Source organism: Tenacibaculum sp. DPLXC6 (assembly GCF_056815515.1).
The window spans coordinates 1,280,563-1,298,937 of record NZ_CP141806.1 but is presented as its reverse complement, the minus strand read 5'-3'; the positions used below and the strand labels follow the sequence as shown (position 1 = coordinate 1,298,937).

The window sequence follows — 18,375 nt, the reverse complement described above, 5'->3', positions numbered from 1 at the left end:
TTTAAAAAGTTTCGGTTTTTTTATGTTTTAGAATTAGTTTTTAATCAACTAAACGTTTTATAACTCTAAGTTTGTGAGTGTGTTGTTGTGTGTCAACATTATAAATACCGCTATGGTCTAACTTGTCAATACGAACTTTTCCATGAGCATGTATAATATTGTAATCATTCATAATAATCCCTACATGAGTAATTATACCTTCTTCATTATCAAAAAAAGCTAAATCACCAGGTTCGCTCTCTTCAATAAAGCTCAATACTTCTCCTTGAGTTGCTTGTTGTTTAGCGTCACGAAGTAAGTTATACCCACATAATTTATATACAGTTTGGGTAAAACCTGAACAATCAATTCCAAAAGGTGATTTTCCTCCCCACAAATAAGGAACATTTAAGAATAAAAAAGCAGTTTCTACAATTGCAGATTTAGCCAGTTTACTATTACATACTTTGCCCTCATATAAAAAGGAAGTGTTGTTAATGTTTATTTTATTATTTTTAAATAACGGAAGACGAGCTCCCATAGGAATAGTCGTTAAGTTGCTATTATTATCAGTAATAAAATCAATTAATTCACCAGCATAGTGCTTTTTCTCTTTAGATAAAAGAGTATGTGTTTCTTCTGAAATTTCTTCGTATTGTTTATTGTCGATGTATCCCTCATAATTATCGAAAACTAAACGGATTTTACTCCACTTTTTAGATTTTTCTAAGACTTCAAAATGTTCACCAAAAACAACTTGATTCACCATTTCTGAAGCATCAGAAGGTTCTAATCGAAGAGGAACAATACTCAAATTACAAATACCGAAAGACATCTACTAATAGGGGCTTTTAAAACAATTAAACTCTTTCAATAACCATTGCACTAGCACCACCACCACCGTTACAAATTCCAGCAGCACCAATTTTAGCATTGTTTTGTTTTAAAATAGAAGTTAAGGCAATAATAATTCTAGCTCCAGAAACTCCTAACGGGTGTCCTAACGAAACCGCACCACCATTTACATTTACTTTGTCAGCTGATAAACCTAAAATTTTCATGTTAGCTAATCCAACTACAGAAAAAGCTTCGTTTAATTCGAAATAATCAACATCATCAATAGAAACTCCAGCTTTAGCTAAGGCTTTTGGTAATGCCTTTGCAGGAGCAGTTGTAAACCATTTTGGTTCGTGAGCAGCATCAGCATAACCTTTAATTTTTGCTAATGGAGTTAACCCTAATTCAGCAGCTTTTTCAGCAGACATTAATACTAATGCAGCACCACCATCATTAATAGTAGAAGCATTTGCAGCAGTTACTGTACCTTCTTTTGTAAAAGCAGGACGTAAAGCAGGAATTTTATCCATTTTTACGTTTTTATATTCTTCATCTTCAGAAAAAATAATAGGTTCACCGCGACGTTGAGGTATTTCTACTGGAACAACTTCATCAGCAAACTTACCTTCACTCCAAGCTTTAGCAGAACGGTTATATGATTCAACAGCAAATGCATCTTGATCTTCTCTTGAGAATTCATATTCAACAGCACATTCATCAGCACAAACTCCCATAGCTACTTGCTCGTAAGCATCAACTAATCCGTCTTTTTGCATTCCATCTTCCATTTTAATAGGCCCAAATTTAGAACCTGTTCTAGCGTGTTGATAATGTGGAATCATACTCATGTTTTCCATACCTCCAGCTATAACAATTTCAGCATCACCTAAAGCAATAGTTTGCGCAGCTAACATGATAGATTTCATTCCTGAAGAACAAACTTTGTTAACAGTAGTACAAGGTACAGTATCAGGAATTCCTGCAAAGATTGCAGCCTGACGAGCTGGTGCTTGTCCTAAACCTGCTGAAACTACATTACCCATAAAAACTTCCTCAACCATTTCTGGTTTTAAGTTAATTTTATCTAAAGCTCCTTTAATGGCTACAGCACCTAATTTTGGTGCAGGTGTAGTTGATAATGTTCCTAAAAAACTACCAATTGGAGTTCTTGCAACCGATACTATTACTACTTCTTTCATGTGCTACTATTTGTTAATTTTTATTTATCCCAATAACCAAAAACGACTAAAATAATAAAGCTGTTAAGTGCTTAATAATTATTTTCCTACTATTGATTTCATGTATTGGGTGAATTGTATTAAGATTTGTTTTGCGAAAATAACCATTTTATAACAAGTACTCAAATAATAGAGAAAGGTTATATTTACATTTTATAAACATCAAAAATGAACGATTTAATCAACAGACTGTACAAGAATAACACGATAATTTACAAAGTATTGTTGTTCTTAATAACAGTAATTGCTATTGTATACTTGTTTCCCAAGGGAGGACAGTTTAAGTATGATTTTCCACAAGGAAAACCTTGGCAATATGATAATTTATATGCTCCTTTTGATTTTGCCATTCAAAAAACCCCAGAAGAAATAGCTGAGGAGAAAAAGGAACTTGAAAGCGGGTCAAAAAAATATTTTGTAGTAGATACATCAATAAAAACAGAGGTACTACGTTCATTTACTAATCAAGTTATCAACCTAGATTCTTTATCAACTAGCGCAGCCAGAGACTTAATAAAAGAAGGAGAGAAGCTTATTAATAGAATATATCTGTACGGTTTTTTAGATGATGCAAGTATTGATAAAGCTAGTGTAGGAGATGCGGTAGTGTTGCGAAAAGGAAATTCTATAGATGATGTTCCATTTTCAAGATTAGTACAATCAAAAGATATTTTAAGTTTTTTAAGAACCAATACAGAAGGACTTCAGTATTATAAACAACGCTTGCTTGTTAATTACTTGTCAAGCAACCTGCGTCCTAATGTAACGTACGATTATAAGTATAGTGAAAAGGAGTTAAATGAACGTTTACAAAGTATTTCTTACGCAAAAGGAAAAGTCTCAAAAGGAGAATTAATTATTTTAAAAGGAGACATTGTTGAAGGAAGAAAGTATAATGTTTTAAAATCATACGAAGTAGCCTCAAGTTCCAGAATCTGGACAAAATCAAATTATTATTGGATTGTATTTGGGTATACAATTTTAGTAGCCTTGGCATTACTAATGTTATTATTGTTTCTTGAAAGATATAGGTTTGATACTTTTAATGATAATAATAAAGTAACCTTTATTTTCTTCAATATATTTTTAATGATTTTTGTGCAAACTATGGTGGTAAAATACAATTCAGATTACCTATATGTTGTTCCGTTAAGTATTTTGCCAATTGTACTTAAAGCTTTTTTTGATGCTCGATTAGGTTTGTTTACCCATGTACTAACAGTGTTACTATTAGGGTTTATTGTGCCAAATAGTTTTGAGTTTATTTACTTACACATTATTGCAGGAATAGTAACCATATTAACGGTTTCTGAACTATATAAACGAGCAAGTCTATTTATGTCTATAGGGCAAATTACATTAATTTATATGGTTACCTATTTTGCCTTTTCCATTTTAAAGGAAGGAAATGCTGATAAAATAAATTGGATGTACTTTGGTCTATTTGCTGCCAATGGGTTGTTATCGTTCTTAGCAGTGTTTTTTATCTATTTTTATGAAAAACTATTTGGGTTGGTTTCTGATGTAACATTATTAGAACTTTCTAATACAAATTCAAAGTTGTTAAGAGATTTGAATGAAAAAGCACCAGGAACGTTTCAACACTCTATGCAGGTAGCTAATTTGGCTGAAGCAGCGGCTAATGAAATAGGAGCAAACTCGATGTTGGTGAGAACAGGAGCATTGTATCATGATATAGGTAAAATGGCAAATCCAATGTACTTTACCGAAAATCAATCTACGGGAGTAAACCCACACAATGATTTATTACCAGTAGATAGTGCACGTATTATTTTAGATCACGTAATTAACGGTATCGAAATAGCAAAAAAGCACAAGCTGCCAGATAGAATAATAGACTTTATTCGTACACACCACGGAACAAGTGTTACTTATTATTTTTATAAGAAAGAAGAAGAAAATAATCCAGATGTTGATATTCAGAAGTTTCAATACCCAGGGCCAATTCCATTTTCAAAAGAAACAGCAATTTTAATGATGTGCGATGCAGCAGAAGCAGCTTCTAAAAGTTTAAAAAACCCAACAGCACAATCGATAGATATATTAATTGATAGAATTGTAGACAAGCAAAAAAACGATAATCAGTTCATAAATTCAGATATTACTTTTAGAGAAATAGAAAAAATTAAAAAAATTATTAAGAATAAGTTGATGAATATCTATCACTTACGAGTTGAGTATCCAGAATAGATGATTTTTTTATCAAAAAAGTTTGTAGAAACGTATATATAGTTATACATTTGCACTCGCAATTTTTAGTTCACGCTTCGGCAAGAATTAAGGAGAGGTGGCAGAGTGGTAATGCAGCAGCCTGCTAAGCTGTCATCCTTCGGGATGCCCGGGTTCGAATCCCGGTCTCTCCGCAAAAAAGTTGTAGATGACACCAATCGGGGTGTAGCGTAGCCCGGTCATCGCGCCTGCTTTGGGAGCAGGAGGTCGCAGGTTCGAATCCTGCCACCCCGACACAATGGTCGCGTAGCTCAGCTGGATAGAGCATCTGCCTTCTAAGCAGACGGTCACAGGTTCGAATCCTGTCGCGATCACTGGAAGCACAATTAAAATGTGTCAAAACCTTGCAAACTATATGATTTGCAAGGTTTTCTAGTTTTTAGGCCATCATATTAAATGGTATAATTTGATACAATTCGGTGACACTTTCGGTGACACCTAATTAAATTTAATTGAGTGTCACCGAATTAGATGTAAAAAACTGGTTTTTAAATAGTTGATTTGATTTTTGTCTTAGGTGATTATTAATTTTTAAGACAGTAACTATGAAAACAAACCAATCATTTAGCCTGCTATTTTGGGCTAGAACTTCAAAAGATAGTGCTTTAAATGCTTCAATTTATGCGAGAATAACAGTAAACGGTAAAAGGATAGAATTTAGTTTGTCTAAGAATATTCTTAAATCAGAGTGGGATTCAAAAAAGGGGAGAGTAAAAGGAAGCAAAGAAAATTCCAGAGTCATTAACAACTACTTAGAGCACGTAAAAGGCCAAATAAATATGGCTTATAACGAGTTGCTACAAGAAGGTAAGCTAATTACTTCAGCATCCATTAAAGCTAGGTACTTTGGCGAAGACACAAAACATTATACAATTAAAGAGCTGTTTGAATATCACAATACTGTTTCAGAGCATAAACTTAACAAGTATACAATGAAGCATTACAAAACAACTCAAAAGTATATCAAGCTTTTTCTAGCAAAAAAATATAAAAAAAATGATGACTACCTAAGAAACCTTAACTATGCTTTTATCGTAGATTTTGAACACTTTTTAAAAGCGCATACTCCAAACGATCATCAACGAAAGATAAGTAATAATACCGCTATGAAACACCTTCAAAGACTTCGTAAAATGGTGACGATGGCTTTTCATAATGAATGGATTGATAGAGATCCATTTGTAAAATTCAAATCATCGTTTGAAAAAAGAGAACGAGAGTATTTAACAGAAGAAGAATTAAAAAGATTGGTGGAATTTAATAGTTCAATTAATCGATTGAATATTGTTAAAGATTTGTTTGTTTTTAGTTGTTATACAGGAGTATCGTATATTGATATTATGCAGCTGACTAGTGATAATATAATGAAAGGTATTGATGGAGAAGATTGGATAGTTACAAAAAGACAAAAAACAAATACTTCTATCAAGGTTCCATTGTTTGATATTCCCAAATATTTAATAGAGAAATATCGTGATCATCAAAGAACAGCTTTTTCCAATACATTATTTCCGGTAGTCTCAAACCAAAAAGTAAATAGCTATTTGAAAGAGATAGCAGATATATGTTCTATAAAGAAGAACTTAACATTTCATATGGCTCGTCATACGTTTGCAACGACAATAACACTAAGTAATGGAGTGCCAATTGAAACTGTTTCAAAACTGTTAGGGCATACGAAGATTGCTACGACACAGATTTACGCTAGAATCTTAGATAAGAAGGTGAGTGAAGATATGAGAGAGTTAAAAACACGGATTTCATAAAAAAGTAAGTGTTAACTCTATGTTTTTTTAAAATAATATGTTCATTTTTAATGTGTTATGTTTGGTGTTTCGATTTTTTTTACAAAATTGAGGTGCTAAAAACTATGAAATGATGTCCCCTTCAATTGAGAACTATGAGTCTCAACAAAAGAGAACTGCCCAAGAGGTAGGTTCTAAAGTAGAAATACTTAAAAAGCACATACATAAAGCAAAGGTTTTTCTGTATGAACTTAGGCTTTTTATACGTGAAAATCATTTTGAATCTGATAAAGATGAAATTCATTTTTTCAAAAATGTAAAACCAAAGATTTGTGCAGATTTAACTTTTTATTCAGAGCAACTAGAGTATGAGGTTTTAAAACCGAATTCATCAATAAGTGTTCAAAAGCAATATGTAAAGTCTGTATTGAAAAAGCTGGAATATCATAAAAGGAAAAATATAGCCTTCTATAAATACTACAAGCAAAAAGGGACGGTGTTAGATCATATTTATTTTCTAAGAGGAAACGAGCAGCTAGAATTATTCAATGTGAGTCTAATCCCATCCTTAGATCCTGAGTTTTTTACGAGTCATTGTCTTTTAGCATCTCAGGTGTTGAGTTATGATTTATTGACAGAATTTTACAAAAAAGAGCTTTTAAACTTTAAGAAAATTGAAAGCGGTCATTTCAATACCTCAGTAGAATCATCTATAGATTGGAATATCAATTGGACAGCATCTAAAACCGATTTAATAGAATTAATTTATGCGTTAAAAGTTTCTGGAGCTATAGATGGCGGAGTAGGAAATATCAATCAAATCTCTAAAGTACTTTCAGAATTATTTAATGTAGAATTGGGTAATTTTTATAAAACCTATTCAGAAATCAAGAATCGAAGTAAAGACAGAACTAAATTTCTCAACAAATTAGTCCAGAGTTTACAAGCAAAACTCGATTATGATGATAGTTTATAACTATTCGTAATACATACGTAACTACGATAGTAGTTTTTAGATGAAATTATAGTGCTAGAGTTGGCTTTATAATACTTGTTTTATCCTAAAAACTACATTAATACTCTTGAAGTATGGAAAAAATATTTTTCGTTACTACCTAGTACATATCGAAATAGATCAAAAAAACACACTCACATTTGCAATACAAAAATCAAATCAACGATTCACGAACACTTGTTTATCAAAATAGTAAAGTTCGTGAGTTAAATCAACAAGAAGAGGCTGTATGAATTGTGGGGGCATTCTGCAGCTTCTTTAATTAAAATGAATTTTACAAATGCCAACATCAATCATTACAACAGACGATTTAAGAGAGTTTAAACTTGAGTTATTAGGAGATATCAAAGAACTATTGAATTCACGATCTACCTCAAAACCTAAAAAGTGGTTAAAATCACAAGAAGTAAGGGAGTTATTAAGCATCTCACCAGGAACATTACAAAACCTCAGGATAAATGGAATTTTACCATATTCTAAAGTAGGTGGAGTAATTTATTACGATTACGAAGAAATCCTAAAAGTAATCGAAGAAAACAAAATCCATAACAAATTTTAGAGGTGTCATTGCGTAGGGCAACAGTGACATGGTAATCTTATGAATAGAATTTGTTTGGTATTCCAAGGTACAGGCGAAAAAGCTCATTAATAAAAAACATAACCGACCTATTTTACTTTCAGTAGAATTCAAGGTTATTGAGTATAAGAGAATCCAAAGAGTTTACGGTCTGGATTCGGATACGAAATACAACGTAGAATTCAAAAAAAGGAAAATACGTCTAGATTTTTTTGGTTCGTTTTTTCATTAATGGAAAAAATGAACAACATAAATAAAACACGATGTGTAATTTGTTTATTGGATAAGTAAAAAATGAAAATGGGAAAATGGAAACATGGATACAACTCTAATACACCAAGGCAAGAAAAAGAACATATAAAAACACATATGTCAGAAGTCAATTACATAAAACACTTAAATACTGTTTTCTTTCAATTCTCAAAAGACAAGCGATTAAATCCAACTCATATCAGTTTGTATATGGCCTTGTTTCAATTATGGAATATAAACCGATTCCCAGAAGATTTTTTTATCAATAGGGAAGAAGTAATGCAACTGTCAAAAATAGGTTCAAAATCAACGTATCATAGATGTTTGAAGGAGTTGAATCATTGGGGTTACGTTGTGTATTTCCCTTCACATAATCCATATCGAGGTAGTAAAATAAAGATGCTCAAATTCAGTACAACCTCTAAACAAGTAGAAGGACACAATAGTACCAAAAATGGTATAAGTACTAAACAAGCATTGGTACCTATATATAAACATATACAAACTATAGAAAACAATATAAACGGTGAAAATGAAAAAAATCGAGAAAAAGGTTTTCAATCAGATAATGAAGCACATACAGGTTACGACAAACAAAACAGAAACGCTTGTACTGAGCGAAGTCGAAGTATCCCAAATAAGGACAACCTAAAAATAAGTAACGATAAGAATTACAATGAACCACTTTAATCTCATTACGAGAATTAAGCAATTAAAAGTAAACCGTCATTGCGAGGAACTTAGTGATGTTGCAATCTTATTAATCGGAGCGCAGGATTCATAACCCTGAGGTTAAAGTTAGAATAGCGACCTAAGATTTGCAGGCGAGTGTCAAACATTTGAAAATAGCGCAAAAAAGAAAAGCTGTTTGAGTGAAGCGAGTTCTTTTCTTTTTAGCTATTAAAAATCAGATTGACCGCTGAAAATCCAAGTCTTGATTTTTTGTTTCGTTTTGCATCAAGGCAAAATGAAAAGAATTAAAAAAGGATGATTACACCACTAGTAAAAGAAGAAAAGAGATCTAAAAATAAAATCCGTCATTACGATGAATGTCATTTACGTGTTAATCTTATGAGTAAAATCTACTAGAAATTTTAAGTATAGACGAAAACCTCTTTTAAAAAAAATGAAAACCAAAACGCCACATATCATTTACGAAAACGGAGTAGAGTACCAATTAGGAAGTTTAAGTGACAATCACATACACTACGACTTTACTAAAATACTTGTCTATCTCAATATAAAAGGAAAATTATTATTTGGCGAATCATTTAAAATCTATGAAGAAGACATGCAGATTATTTACAAGCTATGCTGTTACTTTATACAGGATGAGGAAGCGTGTAAAAAAATGAACATAGATATTCATAAAGGATTATTGTTAACGGGTCCTGTAGGATGCGGAAAAACTTCGTTGATGAAACTATTACGTTATATGGTACCGCATCAAAAGAAATACAAAATCATTCCATGTCGTAACACAGTATTTAGTTTCAACCATTTAGGATTTAAAACAATAGACGATTACGGTAATGATGGGTTTTATTGCTTTGACGATTTAGGAATAGAACCATCTGGCAGACATTACGGAAAAGATTGTAATGTAATGGGAGAAATCCTCTTATCTCGTTACGACCTCTTTTGTCACCCTGAGCTTAGTCGAAGGGTCAAAACACATTGTACCACCAACCTCAACGCACAAGAGCTAGAAGAACGATACGGAAACCGTGTTCGATCAAGAATGCGCCAACTTTTCAATTTAATAGCTTTTGATAAGGAAAGTATAGATAAGAGAATATAAAATAAGACCTATTAATTTTGGTTTTAAAAAACAACACAACACTACGTTGTTGCGTATTATCAACATAATGTGTATTTTTGTTGAAAATAAGCAACAATAATGAGTTCGAAGAGAAATATAATTTTTCCCAAGCATCAGGAAATTATGGAGCGTTTGGGTGAAAATATCAAACTGGCACGTAAAAGAAGAAAACTAACAACTGTTCAGGTTTCAGAAAGAGCAGGTATAGATAGAACGACTCTGTATAAAATCGAAAAAGGAAACTCAAGTGTAACCATAGGGGCTTATTTTAATGTACTTCGGGTACTTGGATTACAAGACGATTTCCTTAAGCTTGCAGCCGATGATGAATTTGGAAGAAAGTTGCAAGACCTTGATTTAATATAAACTAAAGACGAAGTGGTAGCGAAGAAAACCAGAGAGTAAGAGTAGCAACGCATAAAAAATAAAATTATTAAAACCGACCTATTTTTGTTTTAGTAGAATTCAAGGTTATTGAGTATAAGAGAATCCAAAGAGTTTACGGTCTGGATTCGAATACGAAATACAACGTAGAATTCAAAAAAAGGAAAAGTTTGTCTTGATTTTTTGTTTCGTTTTGTATCAAGGCAAAATGAAAAGAATTAAAAAGGATGATTACACCGTTAGAAAAAAATGAAAAGAGACCTAAAAATAAAACTCGTCATTACGAAGAACTTAGTGACGTGGCAATTTTATAAATCAGAGCTCAGGATTCATAACCCTGAGTTTTAAAGACAGTAAAATAAAATTATTAAAACCGACTTATTTTTGTTTTAGTAGAATTCAAGGTTATTGAGTATAAGAGAATCCAAAGAGTTTACGGTCTGGATTCGAATACGAAATACAACGTAGAATTCAAAAAAAGGAAAAGTTTGTCTTGATTTTTTGTTTCGTTTTGCATCAAGGCAAAATGAAAAGAATTAAAAAGGATGATTACACCGCTAGAAAAAAATGAAAAGAGATCTAAAAATAAAATCCGTCATTGCGAGGAACATAGTGATGTGGCAATTTTATGAATCAGAGCTCAGGATTCATAACCCTGAGTTTTAAAGACAGTAAAATAAAATTTTAGTAGCCGACCTATTTTTGTTTTAGTAGAATTCAAGGTTATTGAGTATAAGAGAGTCCAAAGAGTTTACGGTCTGGATTCGAATACGAAATACAACGTAGAATTCAAAAAAAGGAAAAGTTTGTCTTGATTTTTTGTTTCGTTTTGCATCAAGGCAAAATGAAAAGAATTAAAAAGGATGATTACACCGCTAGAAAAAAATGAAAAGAGATCTAAAAATAAAACTCGTCATTACGAAGAACTTAGTGACGTGGCAATTTTATAAATCAGAGCTCAGGATTCATAACCCTGAGTTTTAAAGACAGTAAAATAAAATTTTAGTAGCCGACCTATTTTCGTTTTAGTAGAATTCAAGGTTATTGAGTATAAGAGAATCCAAAGAGTTTACGGTCTGGATTCGAATACGAAATACAACGTAGAATTCAAAAAAAGGAAAAGTTTGTCTTGATTTTTTGTTTCGTTTTGCATCAAGGCAAAATGAAAAGAATTAAAAAGGATGATTACACCGCTAGAAAAAAATGAAAAGAGATCTAAAAATAAAATCCGTCATTGCGAAGAACTTAGTGACGTGGCAATTTTATAAATCAGAGCTCAGGATTCATAACCCTGAGTTTTAAAGACAGTAAAATAAAATTTTAGTAGCCGACCTATTTTCATTTTAGTAGAATTCAAGGTTATTGAGTATAAGAGAATCCAAAGAGTTTACGGTCTGGATTCGAATACGAAATACAACGTAGAATTCAAAAAAAGGAAAAGTTTGTCTTGATTTTTTGTTTCGTTTTGCATCAAGGCAAAATGAAAAGAATTAAAAAGGATGATTACACCGCTAGAAAAAAATGAAAAGAGAACTAAAAATAAAATCCGTCATTGCGAGGAACATAGTGATGTGGCAATTTTATGAATCAGAGCTCAGGATTCATAACACTGAGGTTAAAGTTAAACCAGTGACCTAAGAGTTGCAAGCGAGTGTCAAACATTTGAAAATAGCGCAAAAAAGAAAAGCTGTTTGAGTGAAGCGAGTTCTTTTCTTTTAGCTATTAAAAATCAGATTGACCGCTGAAAATCCAAGTCTAGATTTTTTTGGTTCGTTTTTTCATCAATGAAATCAACTTTGTTGATTCATGAACACCATGAACAGATAAAAGATTTGTGAACTAAAAAAATGAACAACATAAAATAAAAACAGTAGTATACTTTAAGTACAAAAAAAATGGCAAAGGGTAAACAAGACATATTCATCTACGCACATTGGAAAGGATTGGAAGAACCTCAATTAATGGGAATACTTTCTGCATTGTACGCTAAAGGAAAAAAAGCATTCAGTTTCGAGTATGATAAAGATTGGTTAAAATCTAAAGAACAGATGCTGTTAGATCCAGACATACAGTTCTATAGCGGACCACAATATCCCAATAAAAAAGAAAATTTCGGAGTGTTTTTAGACAGTATGCCAGATACTTGGGGACGAACCTTAATGAAACGAAGAGCAGCGCAGCAAGCAATTGAAAAAGGAGAGAAGGCAAAGACATTATACGAAATTGATTACTTGTTAGGGGTTTATGATGAAAGCAGAATGGGAGCTTTACGTTTTAAACTAGACCCTGAAGGACAGTTTTTAGACGACAACGAACTAAACCCAACACCGCCGTGGTCATCTATTCGAGAACTACAAGAAGCAGCAAAGAATTTTGAAAACGACGATGATAATGATGAGGTAAGAAAATGGCTAGCGGTATTAATGGCACCAGGATCTTCTTTAGGAGGTGCAAGACCAAAGGCTAACATACTAGATGAAAATAAGGAGTTATTAATTGCAAAATTTCCCTCAAAAAACGATACGATAGACAAAGCTGCTTGGGAATACTTAGCGTATCAGTTAGCGACCAAGGCAGGAATTCCTATGGCGCCATCAAAAATTGAAAAGATTAGTGGTAAGTTCAATACATTTTTTACCAAAAGATTTGATCGTGAAGATGGAGCTAGACTTCATTTCGCTTCGGCTATGACCATGACAGGTAATAACGAAGATACCATAAGAGATAACCCCGCAAGTTATTTAGATTTGGCGGAATTTATCCAAAACTACGGAGCAATGGTTAACGATAATTTAGAACAGTTATGGCGTAGAGTAGTATTTAATATTGCCATTTCAAATACCGATGACCATTTACGCAACCATGGCTTTATATTAACCAATCAAGGTTGGGTATTGTCACCAGCCTATGATTTGAATCCCTCTATAGACAAAGATGGATTGGCACTTAATATCGATATGGATAATAATGCGCTTGACTATGATTTAGTAAAAAGTGTAGGAGAGTTTTTCCGTTTAGATAACAAACAAATGGATAAAATCATTCAAGAAGTAGTAGAAGTAGTAGGAACTTGGAAAGAAGTGGCGGACAAGATTGGAATTTCAAAAAGAGAACAACAAATAATGAGCAAGGCTTTTAATGTTTAAATAAATCGCCAAGAACTAGAAGAACGATACGGAAACCGTGTCCGATCAAGAATGCGGCAACTCTTTAATTTAATTGCTTTTAACCAAAATTCATCAGATAAAAGAATATAATAAATGTGTATTATAATAAACAATTATGTTGTTTTTTGCTATATTTGTGTATTATAATAAACTATATAATGATTGATGTTGTTACAATTAAAGACGTTAAGTTACAATTAGGAGAACTTTGTAAGCAGAAGAGACAAAATTACGAGATGTCTCAACAAGACCTAGCAGAAGCATTAGGAATCTCTAGATATACCATTCAAAAATTTGAAAATGGTAAAAATGCGACATTAGATACCGTCTTAAAAATAGCAAATCATTTTGATTTATTAAATAGTCTATATCAAGCTTTAAAAGATATTGAAAAGTCTAATGATATAAATTCAATGTACTAAGATGGCTAAAAATAAGATTATAGAAGTTATGTTATTTGGTCAAGAGATAGGAAAACTAGGCTATGATGTAGATAAAAGGAATTCTTATTTTCAATACAACCCCGATTTTTTAGAATCCAACCAATACACCAATATTTTTCCCTACGTATTTAAAAGAATAAAACCAGTACAGGTATTTAATAAATTTGAAGGAGAAACATTTAGGGGACTACCGCCAATGATTGCCGATTCTTTACCAGATATGTTCGGAAATATTATTTTTAAAGAGTGGTTTGAGGCTAAAAATAAAGAGTTTAAAAAAATTACACCATTAGAACAGTTAACCTATGTTTCGAATAGAGGTATGGGAGCCTTAGAATATAAACCTACTGCTAAAATACCGAAATCATCAACAATTAATATTGACGAAATTGTTGAAGTTTTAAATAAAGTGTTAGATTTAAAAAATGAAACAACAGCAGAGACATTAAATGATGCAGCGCTGTTAAACGTTTTTAAAATAGGAACTTCAGCTGGAGGAGCTAGACCCAAAATTTTAATTTCAGAACATAAAGAAACAGGTAAAATAATTCCTGGAGATATTGAGTATGGAGATGATTATAACCACTATTTAGTAAAGTTATGTATGAATGAAGAATGGGGGTATAACAGAGAAAAAGTTGAATATGCGTATTACCTAATGGCAGAAGAAACAGGTATTCAAATGATGCCTTCAAAACTAATAGAAAATAAACATTTTGCTACGCTGCGTTACGACAGACAAAAGGGAGAAAAACAACATGTGCTTACAGCAACAGGTTTAACGGGATGGGATTTTAAAAAACCAGAGGATGGAAGTTATGAAAATGTATTCAAATTAGCGTTAGACCTTAAAGTGCCTTATAAAGACATACAAGAATTGTTCAGGCGTATGGTGTTTAATTTGGTTTTTGCTAATATCGATGACCACTTAAAGAATCACAGTTTTATATATAACAAGGAAACAAATTCATGGAGTTTAGCCCCTGCGTACGATTTAACATACCCATTGAATATCAATTTCAATTATAATAATATAGCTAGAGCATTATCGATCAATAATAAAAGAGCAGAGATCACTTTAGAAGATATCATGACGATTGCCGAAACCTATGCAATAAAAAATCCTAAAGGAATTATAAAAGAAGTTCAAAATGTAAAGAAAAGTTGGGGAAGCATTACTAAAGAATTAGAAATACCGGAAAAAGTGAGAAATAGTATTAAAAAGGAGTTTCTAACTTTTTTATAAAAAGTATTACGAAAAATACATCAAATGGGTCTATTACCAAGTAAATGAATTAGACCCCCTAAAATAATTTAACACACCTCATAACTTCTCGAATACGTCATGCTGTTCCGAAATTTCGGAAGACTTCAGTATCTCATCATGTAAAATCACAAACCTGTCATTTCGATCCCGACACTTCAGGGTGAGAAATCGCAAGGTTCAGCGAAGCTAAATCTTACCAATGTAACCAATACGTCATTTCGAATCCCGACACTTCGGGATGAGAAATCCTTTTATCTTGTTACGACCTCTTTTATCATCCTGAGTTTAGTCGAAGGGTTAAAACACATTGCACTACCAAACTCAACGTACAAAAACTAGAAGAACGATACGGAAACCGTGTCCGATCAAGAATGCGCTAACTATTTAATTTGATTGCTTTTGATATAGAAAATGTAGATAAACGAAGGTAAATTTTACCCATGTTTATTAAACGAGTGTAAAATAACCAATAATTCACTCTCATTTACCGTCTTTGCGAGAAGGTACACCGAAGCAATCTCATAAAATAAGTCAGAATCTAAACCCGTCATAGAATCTGGCAGGCGAGCGTCAATAGTTTAAAAACGCCGTTAAAAAAGAAAAGTTGTTTGAGCGAAGTGAGTTATTTTTCTTTTAGGCGTAGAAAACGTAATTGACCGCCGAAGATTTAAGACTAGCGTTTTTTGTTTCTTTTTTGGGCAATGCAAAAAAGAATGAATTATTTATAAAACCACAAGAATGAATTCATATTTTAATTATCATAAAGCAACCAAATGGCTAGAATCTAAAGGACAAGAACTATTTGGCATTCACATCAAAATTTATGATGAAGACATAACCATCATTCATAAACTCATGGCGTATTGCACAGGTGATGAAGAAATAGCACGTCAACTCAACATCAATTTAGAAAAAGGGATTCTGCTTTCTGGTCCTATTGGTTGCGGTAAAACAACCTTAGTGACTCTGATGAAATATTTGGCAACTCCTCAAAATAAATACTATGTAAAATCCGGTAGAGAAGTGAGTTTCGAATTCATTAATGAAGGTTACCAAGTAATTAACAGATATAGCAAACCAAGTTTGCATCAATCCAAAGTAGGCATCATCTGCTTTGACGATCTTGGTACTGAAAATAATTTAAAATACTTCGGCAACGAATGTAATGTGATGGGAGAAATTCTTTTAAGTCGCTACGATCTATTTATTAGTAAAAAAGTCAAGACACATCTCACCACCAACCTGTCTGCATCAGAACTAGAATATTTTTATGGCAATCGAGTAAGAACCAGATTAAGAGAATCGTTTAATCTAATCGCCTTTAGCAATAAATCAAAAGACAAACGAAGGTAATTATTTAATCTTTTCAAACATAATTGATGTCGGTGTTCATTATTCTTTGATGTTCATTGTCAATGAACACGTTAAAGCAGTGAACAAGTGATTCCTTACATAACTACACCCTTAAAGGTATAAACACAATATAATTATAAAGTTTACACCCTTTAAGGTATAATTATAAAATAATTTCCTATATTGTACCCATAAAGGTATAATAAAATGGAATGGGATAGAGAAAACACCATAGCCCAATTTGTAAGGGATAGACGTAAAAAAGCAAATCTAACACAGGTAGAGTTATCAGACTTCACTGGTGTTGGCTTGCGTTTTGTACGCGAACTCGAACAGGGAAAACCAAATGTAATGACCGATAAAGTAAATCAGGTTCTGTTATTTTTTGGACACACACTAACACCAACACCTATAAGCAATGAGACAAGGAGAAATATGGGTAAATAAAACGTTAGCTGGTATATTAACCGAGGACGATAACGGCTATCTTTTCCAATATGAAAAAGCATATCTAGAAAATGAAAACAGATTAGCAGTCAGTTTAACCTTACCATTACAAGAAGAACCGTTTAGTGCCGAATACCTATTCCCTTTCTTCGATGGTTTAATTCCGGAAGGTTGGTTATTAGACATTGCACATAAAAATTGGAAAATAAATCCAAGAGATCGCATGGGCTTATTACTAACCACCTGTAGAGATTGTATTGGTAATATTAGCATTATAGAGAAAGTATGAACTACTGTTTAGCATGTCATAAAAAACTAGAAGATGGCGAAACAAACTACCATCAAAACTGCCTAATTACATTTTGGCAAGAAGACACACCTGTGCTAAAATTAGACTATGAGCTATCTCAAATCGAAGCACTCGCAAAAGAAAACGTAGCACAACGTATTATTGTTACAGGCGTACAACCAAAATTATCATTAGGTTTCACACAAGAAAATGCTCAAAATAGGCTAACCATTGTAGGCGCATTAAATGGCAGGTATATTTTAAAACCACCATTTCAAATGTATCCACAAATGCCGGAAATTGAAGCGTTATCTATGTTATTAACACAAGCTTGTGGAATAGCAACAGTACCCTTTTTATTAATACCTCTTAAGGATGGTGCTTTAGCCTATTTAACCAAACGTATAGATCGAACTGCCAATAACGAAAAATACCCAATGGAAGATGCTTGTCAATTCACAGAGCGACTCACAGAGCATAAATACCGTGGTTCTTACGAGCAAATTGCAAAAGGCATTATAAACTATGCCCAAAACCCATTACTGGATGCCGTAAAATTTTATGAGCAAGTTATTGTTTCTTTCCTCATTGGAAATAACGATATGCATTTAAAAAACTTTTCACTCATAGCTAACGACAGTAAAAACTATAAATTGGCTCCAGCCTATGATATGGTAGCAGTTAAATTATTGATTCCAGAAGATCAAGAAGAATTAGCGCTAAACCTCAACGGAAAAAAGCGAAAAATTAAACGTTTAGATTTTAACGAAGCTATGGCAAAAGCACAAATTCCTGCAAAAGCGATTGAAAACCTATGGAATCGTATAGAAAAAGGGATGCTGCAATGGCAAGAATTAATTGCCTGTAGCTTGTTAAGTGATGAAAACAAAAGCACTTTAATAGCACTAATAGAAAACAGAGCGAAACAATTAGAATTAAACACTAAATTTTAAAGCTAATAAATTACAAACACCATGCAAGTACAAGGACTAGTTCAAAATATCGAAACTTCAGAAAAAGTCAAATCACACCTTATACAAGTGCTCGAAGCCTTTCAGAATTTGGACTACCATAAGCTAAATGAGTTGTTAGATGACGAAGCCTATTACGAAGACATGAAAAAAAACAGCGTTCATCTATAAGCAAATGCAAATCTTTAAAGAGCTTCGAAAAAATGGAGATACACATCTAAATCTTTCTACAAATATATGTGCTGGTTGTTTATGTACCGAACCCGTTTTTGTGCTCACTGGTAATAAGTCTGGTCATAAATATGCCATTTATATTCAATTCACTCAAGGTGAAATAAC

The 18,375-nt window shown here is 32.6% G+C and carries 16 protein-coding genes, 3 tRNA genes and 2 pseudogenes; 19 read left to right on the top strand and 2 right to left on the bottom strand.

Annotated elements, in window-relative coordinates; genetic code table 11:
- Window positions 1–40: 40 nt before the first annotated feature.
- Both VCM48_RS05760 and VCM48_RS05755 read right to left on the bottom strand, forming a co-directional pair.
- A complete protein-coding gene (locus VCM48_RS05760) occupies window positions 41–814 on the bottom strand; it encodes a C40 family peptidase (RefSeq protein ID WP_482271953.1) in 774 nt (257 codons plus the stop codon).
- A gap of 25 nt (window positions 815–839) precedes the next feature.
- Window positions 840–2,015: an acetyl-CoA C-acyltransferase gene (locus VCM48_RS05755; RefSeq protein ID WP_274640267.1), complete on the bottom strand. Its 1,176-nt coding sequence runs from the start codon at window positions 2,013–2,015 to the stop codon at window positions 840–842.
- 207 nt (window positions 2,016–2,222) lie between these two features.
- Between VCM48_RS05755 and VCM48_RS05750 the strand changes: the two genes are divergently transcribed.
- The 19 genes and pseudogenes from VCM48_RS05750 (at window position 2,223) to VCM48_RS05660 (ending at window position 18,018) form a co-directional block, all read left to right on the top strand.
- Complete coding sequence (locus VCM48_RS05750) at window positions 2,223–4,265, top strand: HD family phosphohydrolase (RefSeq protein ID WP_482271952.1); 2,043 nt, start codon at window positions 2,223–2,225, stop codon at window positions 4,263–4,265.
- A gap of 91 nt (window positions 4,266–4,356) precedes the next feature.
- Window positions 4,357–4,438, top strand: a tRNA-Ser gene (locus VCM48_RS05745).
- A 25-nt stretch (window positions 4,439–4,463) separates the two neighbouring features.
- Window positions 4,464–4,538, top strand: a tRNA-Pro gene (locus tag VCM48_RS05740).
- A 6-nt stretch (window positions 4,539–4,544) separates the two neighbouring features.
- A tRNA-Arg gene (locus tag VCM48_RS05735) sits at window positions 4,545–4,618 on the top strand.
- A gap of 231 nt (window positions 4,619–4,849) precedes the next feature.
- The gene (locus VCM48_RS05730) at window positions 4,850–6,070 is read left to right on the top strand and encodes a site-specific integrase (protein ID WP_435255271.1); all 1,221 of its coding nucleotides are present in this window, start codon (window positions 4,850–4,852) and stop codon (window positions 6,068–6,070) included.
- Window positions 6,071–6,179: 109 nt separating this feature from the next.
- Window positions 6,180–7,025, top strand: coding sequence for an RteC domain-containing protein (locus VCM48_RS05725; protein WP_482271951.1), 846 nt, complete (start codon window positions 6,180–6,182; stop codon window positions 7,023–7,025).
- Window positions 7,026–7,344: 319 nt separating this feature from the next.
- On the top strand, window positions 7,345–7,623 hold the full coding sequence (locus VCM48_RS05720; RefSeq protein ID WP_482271950.1) for a helix-turn-helix domain-containing protein: 279 nt from the start codon (window positions 7,345–7,347) through the stop codon (window positions 7,621–7,623).
- A 318-nt stretch (window positions 7,624–7,941) separates the two neighbouring features.
- Complete coding sequence (locus VCM48_RS05715; protein ID WP_482271949.1) at window positions 7,942–8,583, top strand: hypothetical protein; 642 nt, start codon at window positions 7,942–7,944, stop codon at window positions 8,581–8,583.
- Window positions 8,584–9,019: 436 nt separating this feature from the next.
- The gene (locus VCM48_RS05710; protein WP_482271948.1) at window positions 9,020–9,694 is read left to right on the top strand and encodes a P-loop NTPase family protein; all 675 of its coding nucleotides are present in this window, start codon (window positions 9,020–9,022) and stop codon (window positions 9,692–9,694) included.
- A 99-nt stretch (window positions 9,695–9,793) separates the two neighbouring features.
- A complete protein-coding gene (locus tag VCM48_RS05705; RefSeq protein ID WP_482271947.1) occupies window positions 9,794–10,081 on the top strand; it encodes a helix-turn-helix domain-containing protein in 288 nt (95 codons plus the stop codon).
- A gap of 1,913 nt (window positions 10,082–11,994) precedes the next feature.
- The gene (locus tag VCM48_RS05700) at window positions 11,995–13,245 is read left to right on the top strand and encodes a type II toxin-antitoxin system HipA family toxin (RefSeq protein ID WP_482271946.1); all 1,251 of its coding nucleotides are present in this window, start codon (window positions 11,995–11,997) and stop codon (window positions 13,243–13,245) included.
- A pseudogene (locus VCM48_RS05695) lies at window positions 13,246–13,356 on the top strand (ATPase); the annotation flags it as partial.
- A gap of 68 nt (window positions 13,357–13,424) precedes the next feature.
- Window positions 13,425–13,688, top strand: coding sequence for a helix-turn-helix domain-containing protein (locus VCM48_RS05690; protein WP_482272212.1), 264 nt, complete (start codon window positions 13,425–13,427; stop codon window positions 13,686–13,688).
- Between the two features lies 1 nt (window position 13,689).
- A complete protein-coding gene (locus tag VCM48_RS05685; protein WP_435255263.1) occupies window positions 13,690–14,955 on the top strand; it encodes a type II toxin-antitoxin system HipA family toxin in 1,266 nt (421 codons plus the stop codon).
- Window positions 14,956–15,218: 263 nt separating this feature from the next.
- A pseudogene (locus tag VCM48_RS05680) lies at window positions 15,219–15,356 on the top strand (ATPase); the annotation flags it as partial.
- Window positions 15,357–15,714: 358 nt separating this feature from the next.
- Complete coding sequence (locus VCM48_RS05675; RefSeq protein WP_435255262.1) at window positions 15,715–16,329, top strand: P-loop NTPase family protein; 615 nt, start codon at window positions 15,715–15,717, stop codon at window positions 16,327–16,329.
- Window positions 16,330–16,536: 207 nt separating this feature from the next.
- Window positions 16,537–16,776 carry a helix-turn-helix transcriptional regulator gene (locus VCM48_RS05670; protein ID WP_482271945.1) on the top strand — a complete coding sequence of 80 codons (240 nt, stop codon included), beginning with the start codon at window positions 16,537–16,539 and terminating at the stop codon, window positions 16,774–16,776.
- A complete protein-coding gene (locus tag VCM48_RS05665) occupies window positions 16,748–17,065 on the top strand; it encodes a HipA N-terminal domain-containing protein (RefSeq protein WP_435255260.1) in 318 nt (105 codons plus the stop codon). Before VCM48_RS05670 ends, VCM48_RS05665 begins: the two co-directional genes overlap by 29 nt.
- Window positions 17,062–18,018 (top strand): HipA domain-containing protein, encoded by a 957-nt coding sequence (locus VCM48_RS05660; RefSeq protein WP_482271944.1) that lies wholly within the window; start codon window positions 17,062–17,064, stop codon window positions 18,016–18,018. Before VCM48_RS05665 ends, VCM48_RS05660 begins: the two co-directional genes overlap by 4 nt.
- Window positions 18,019–18,375: the final 357 nt, after the last annotated feature.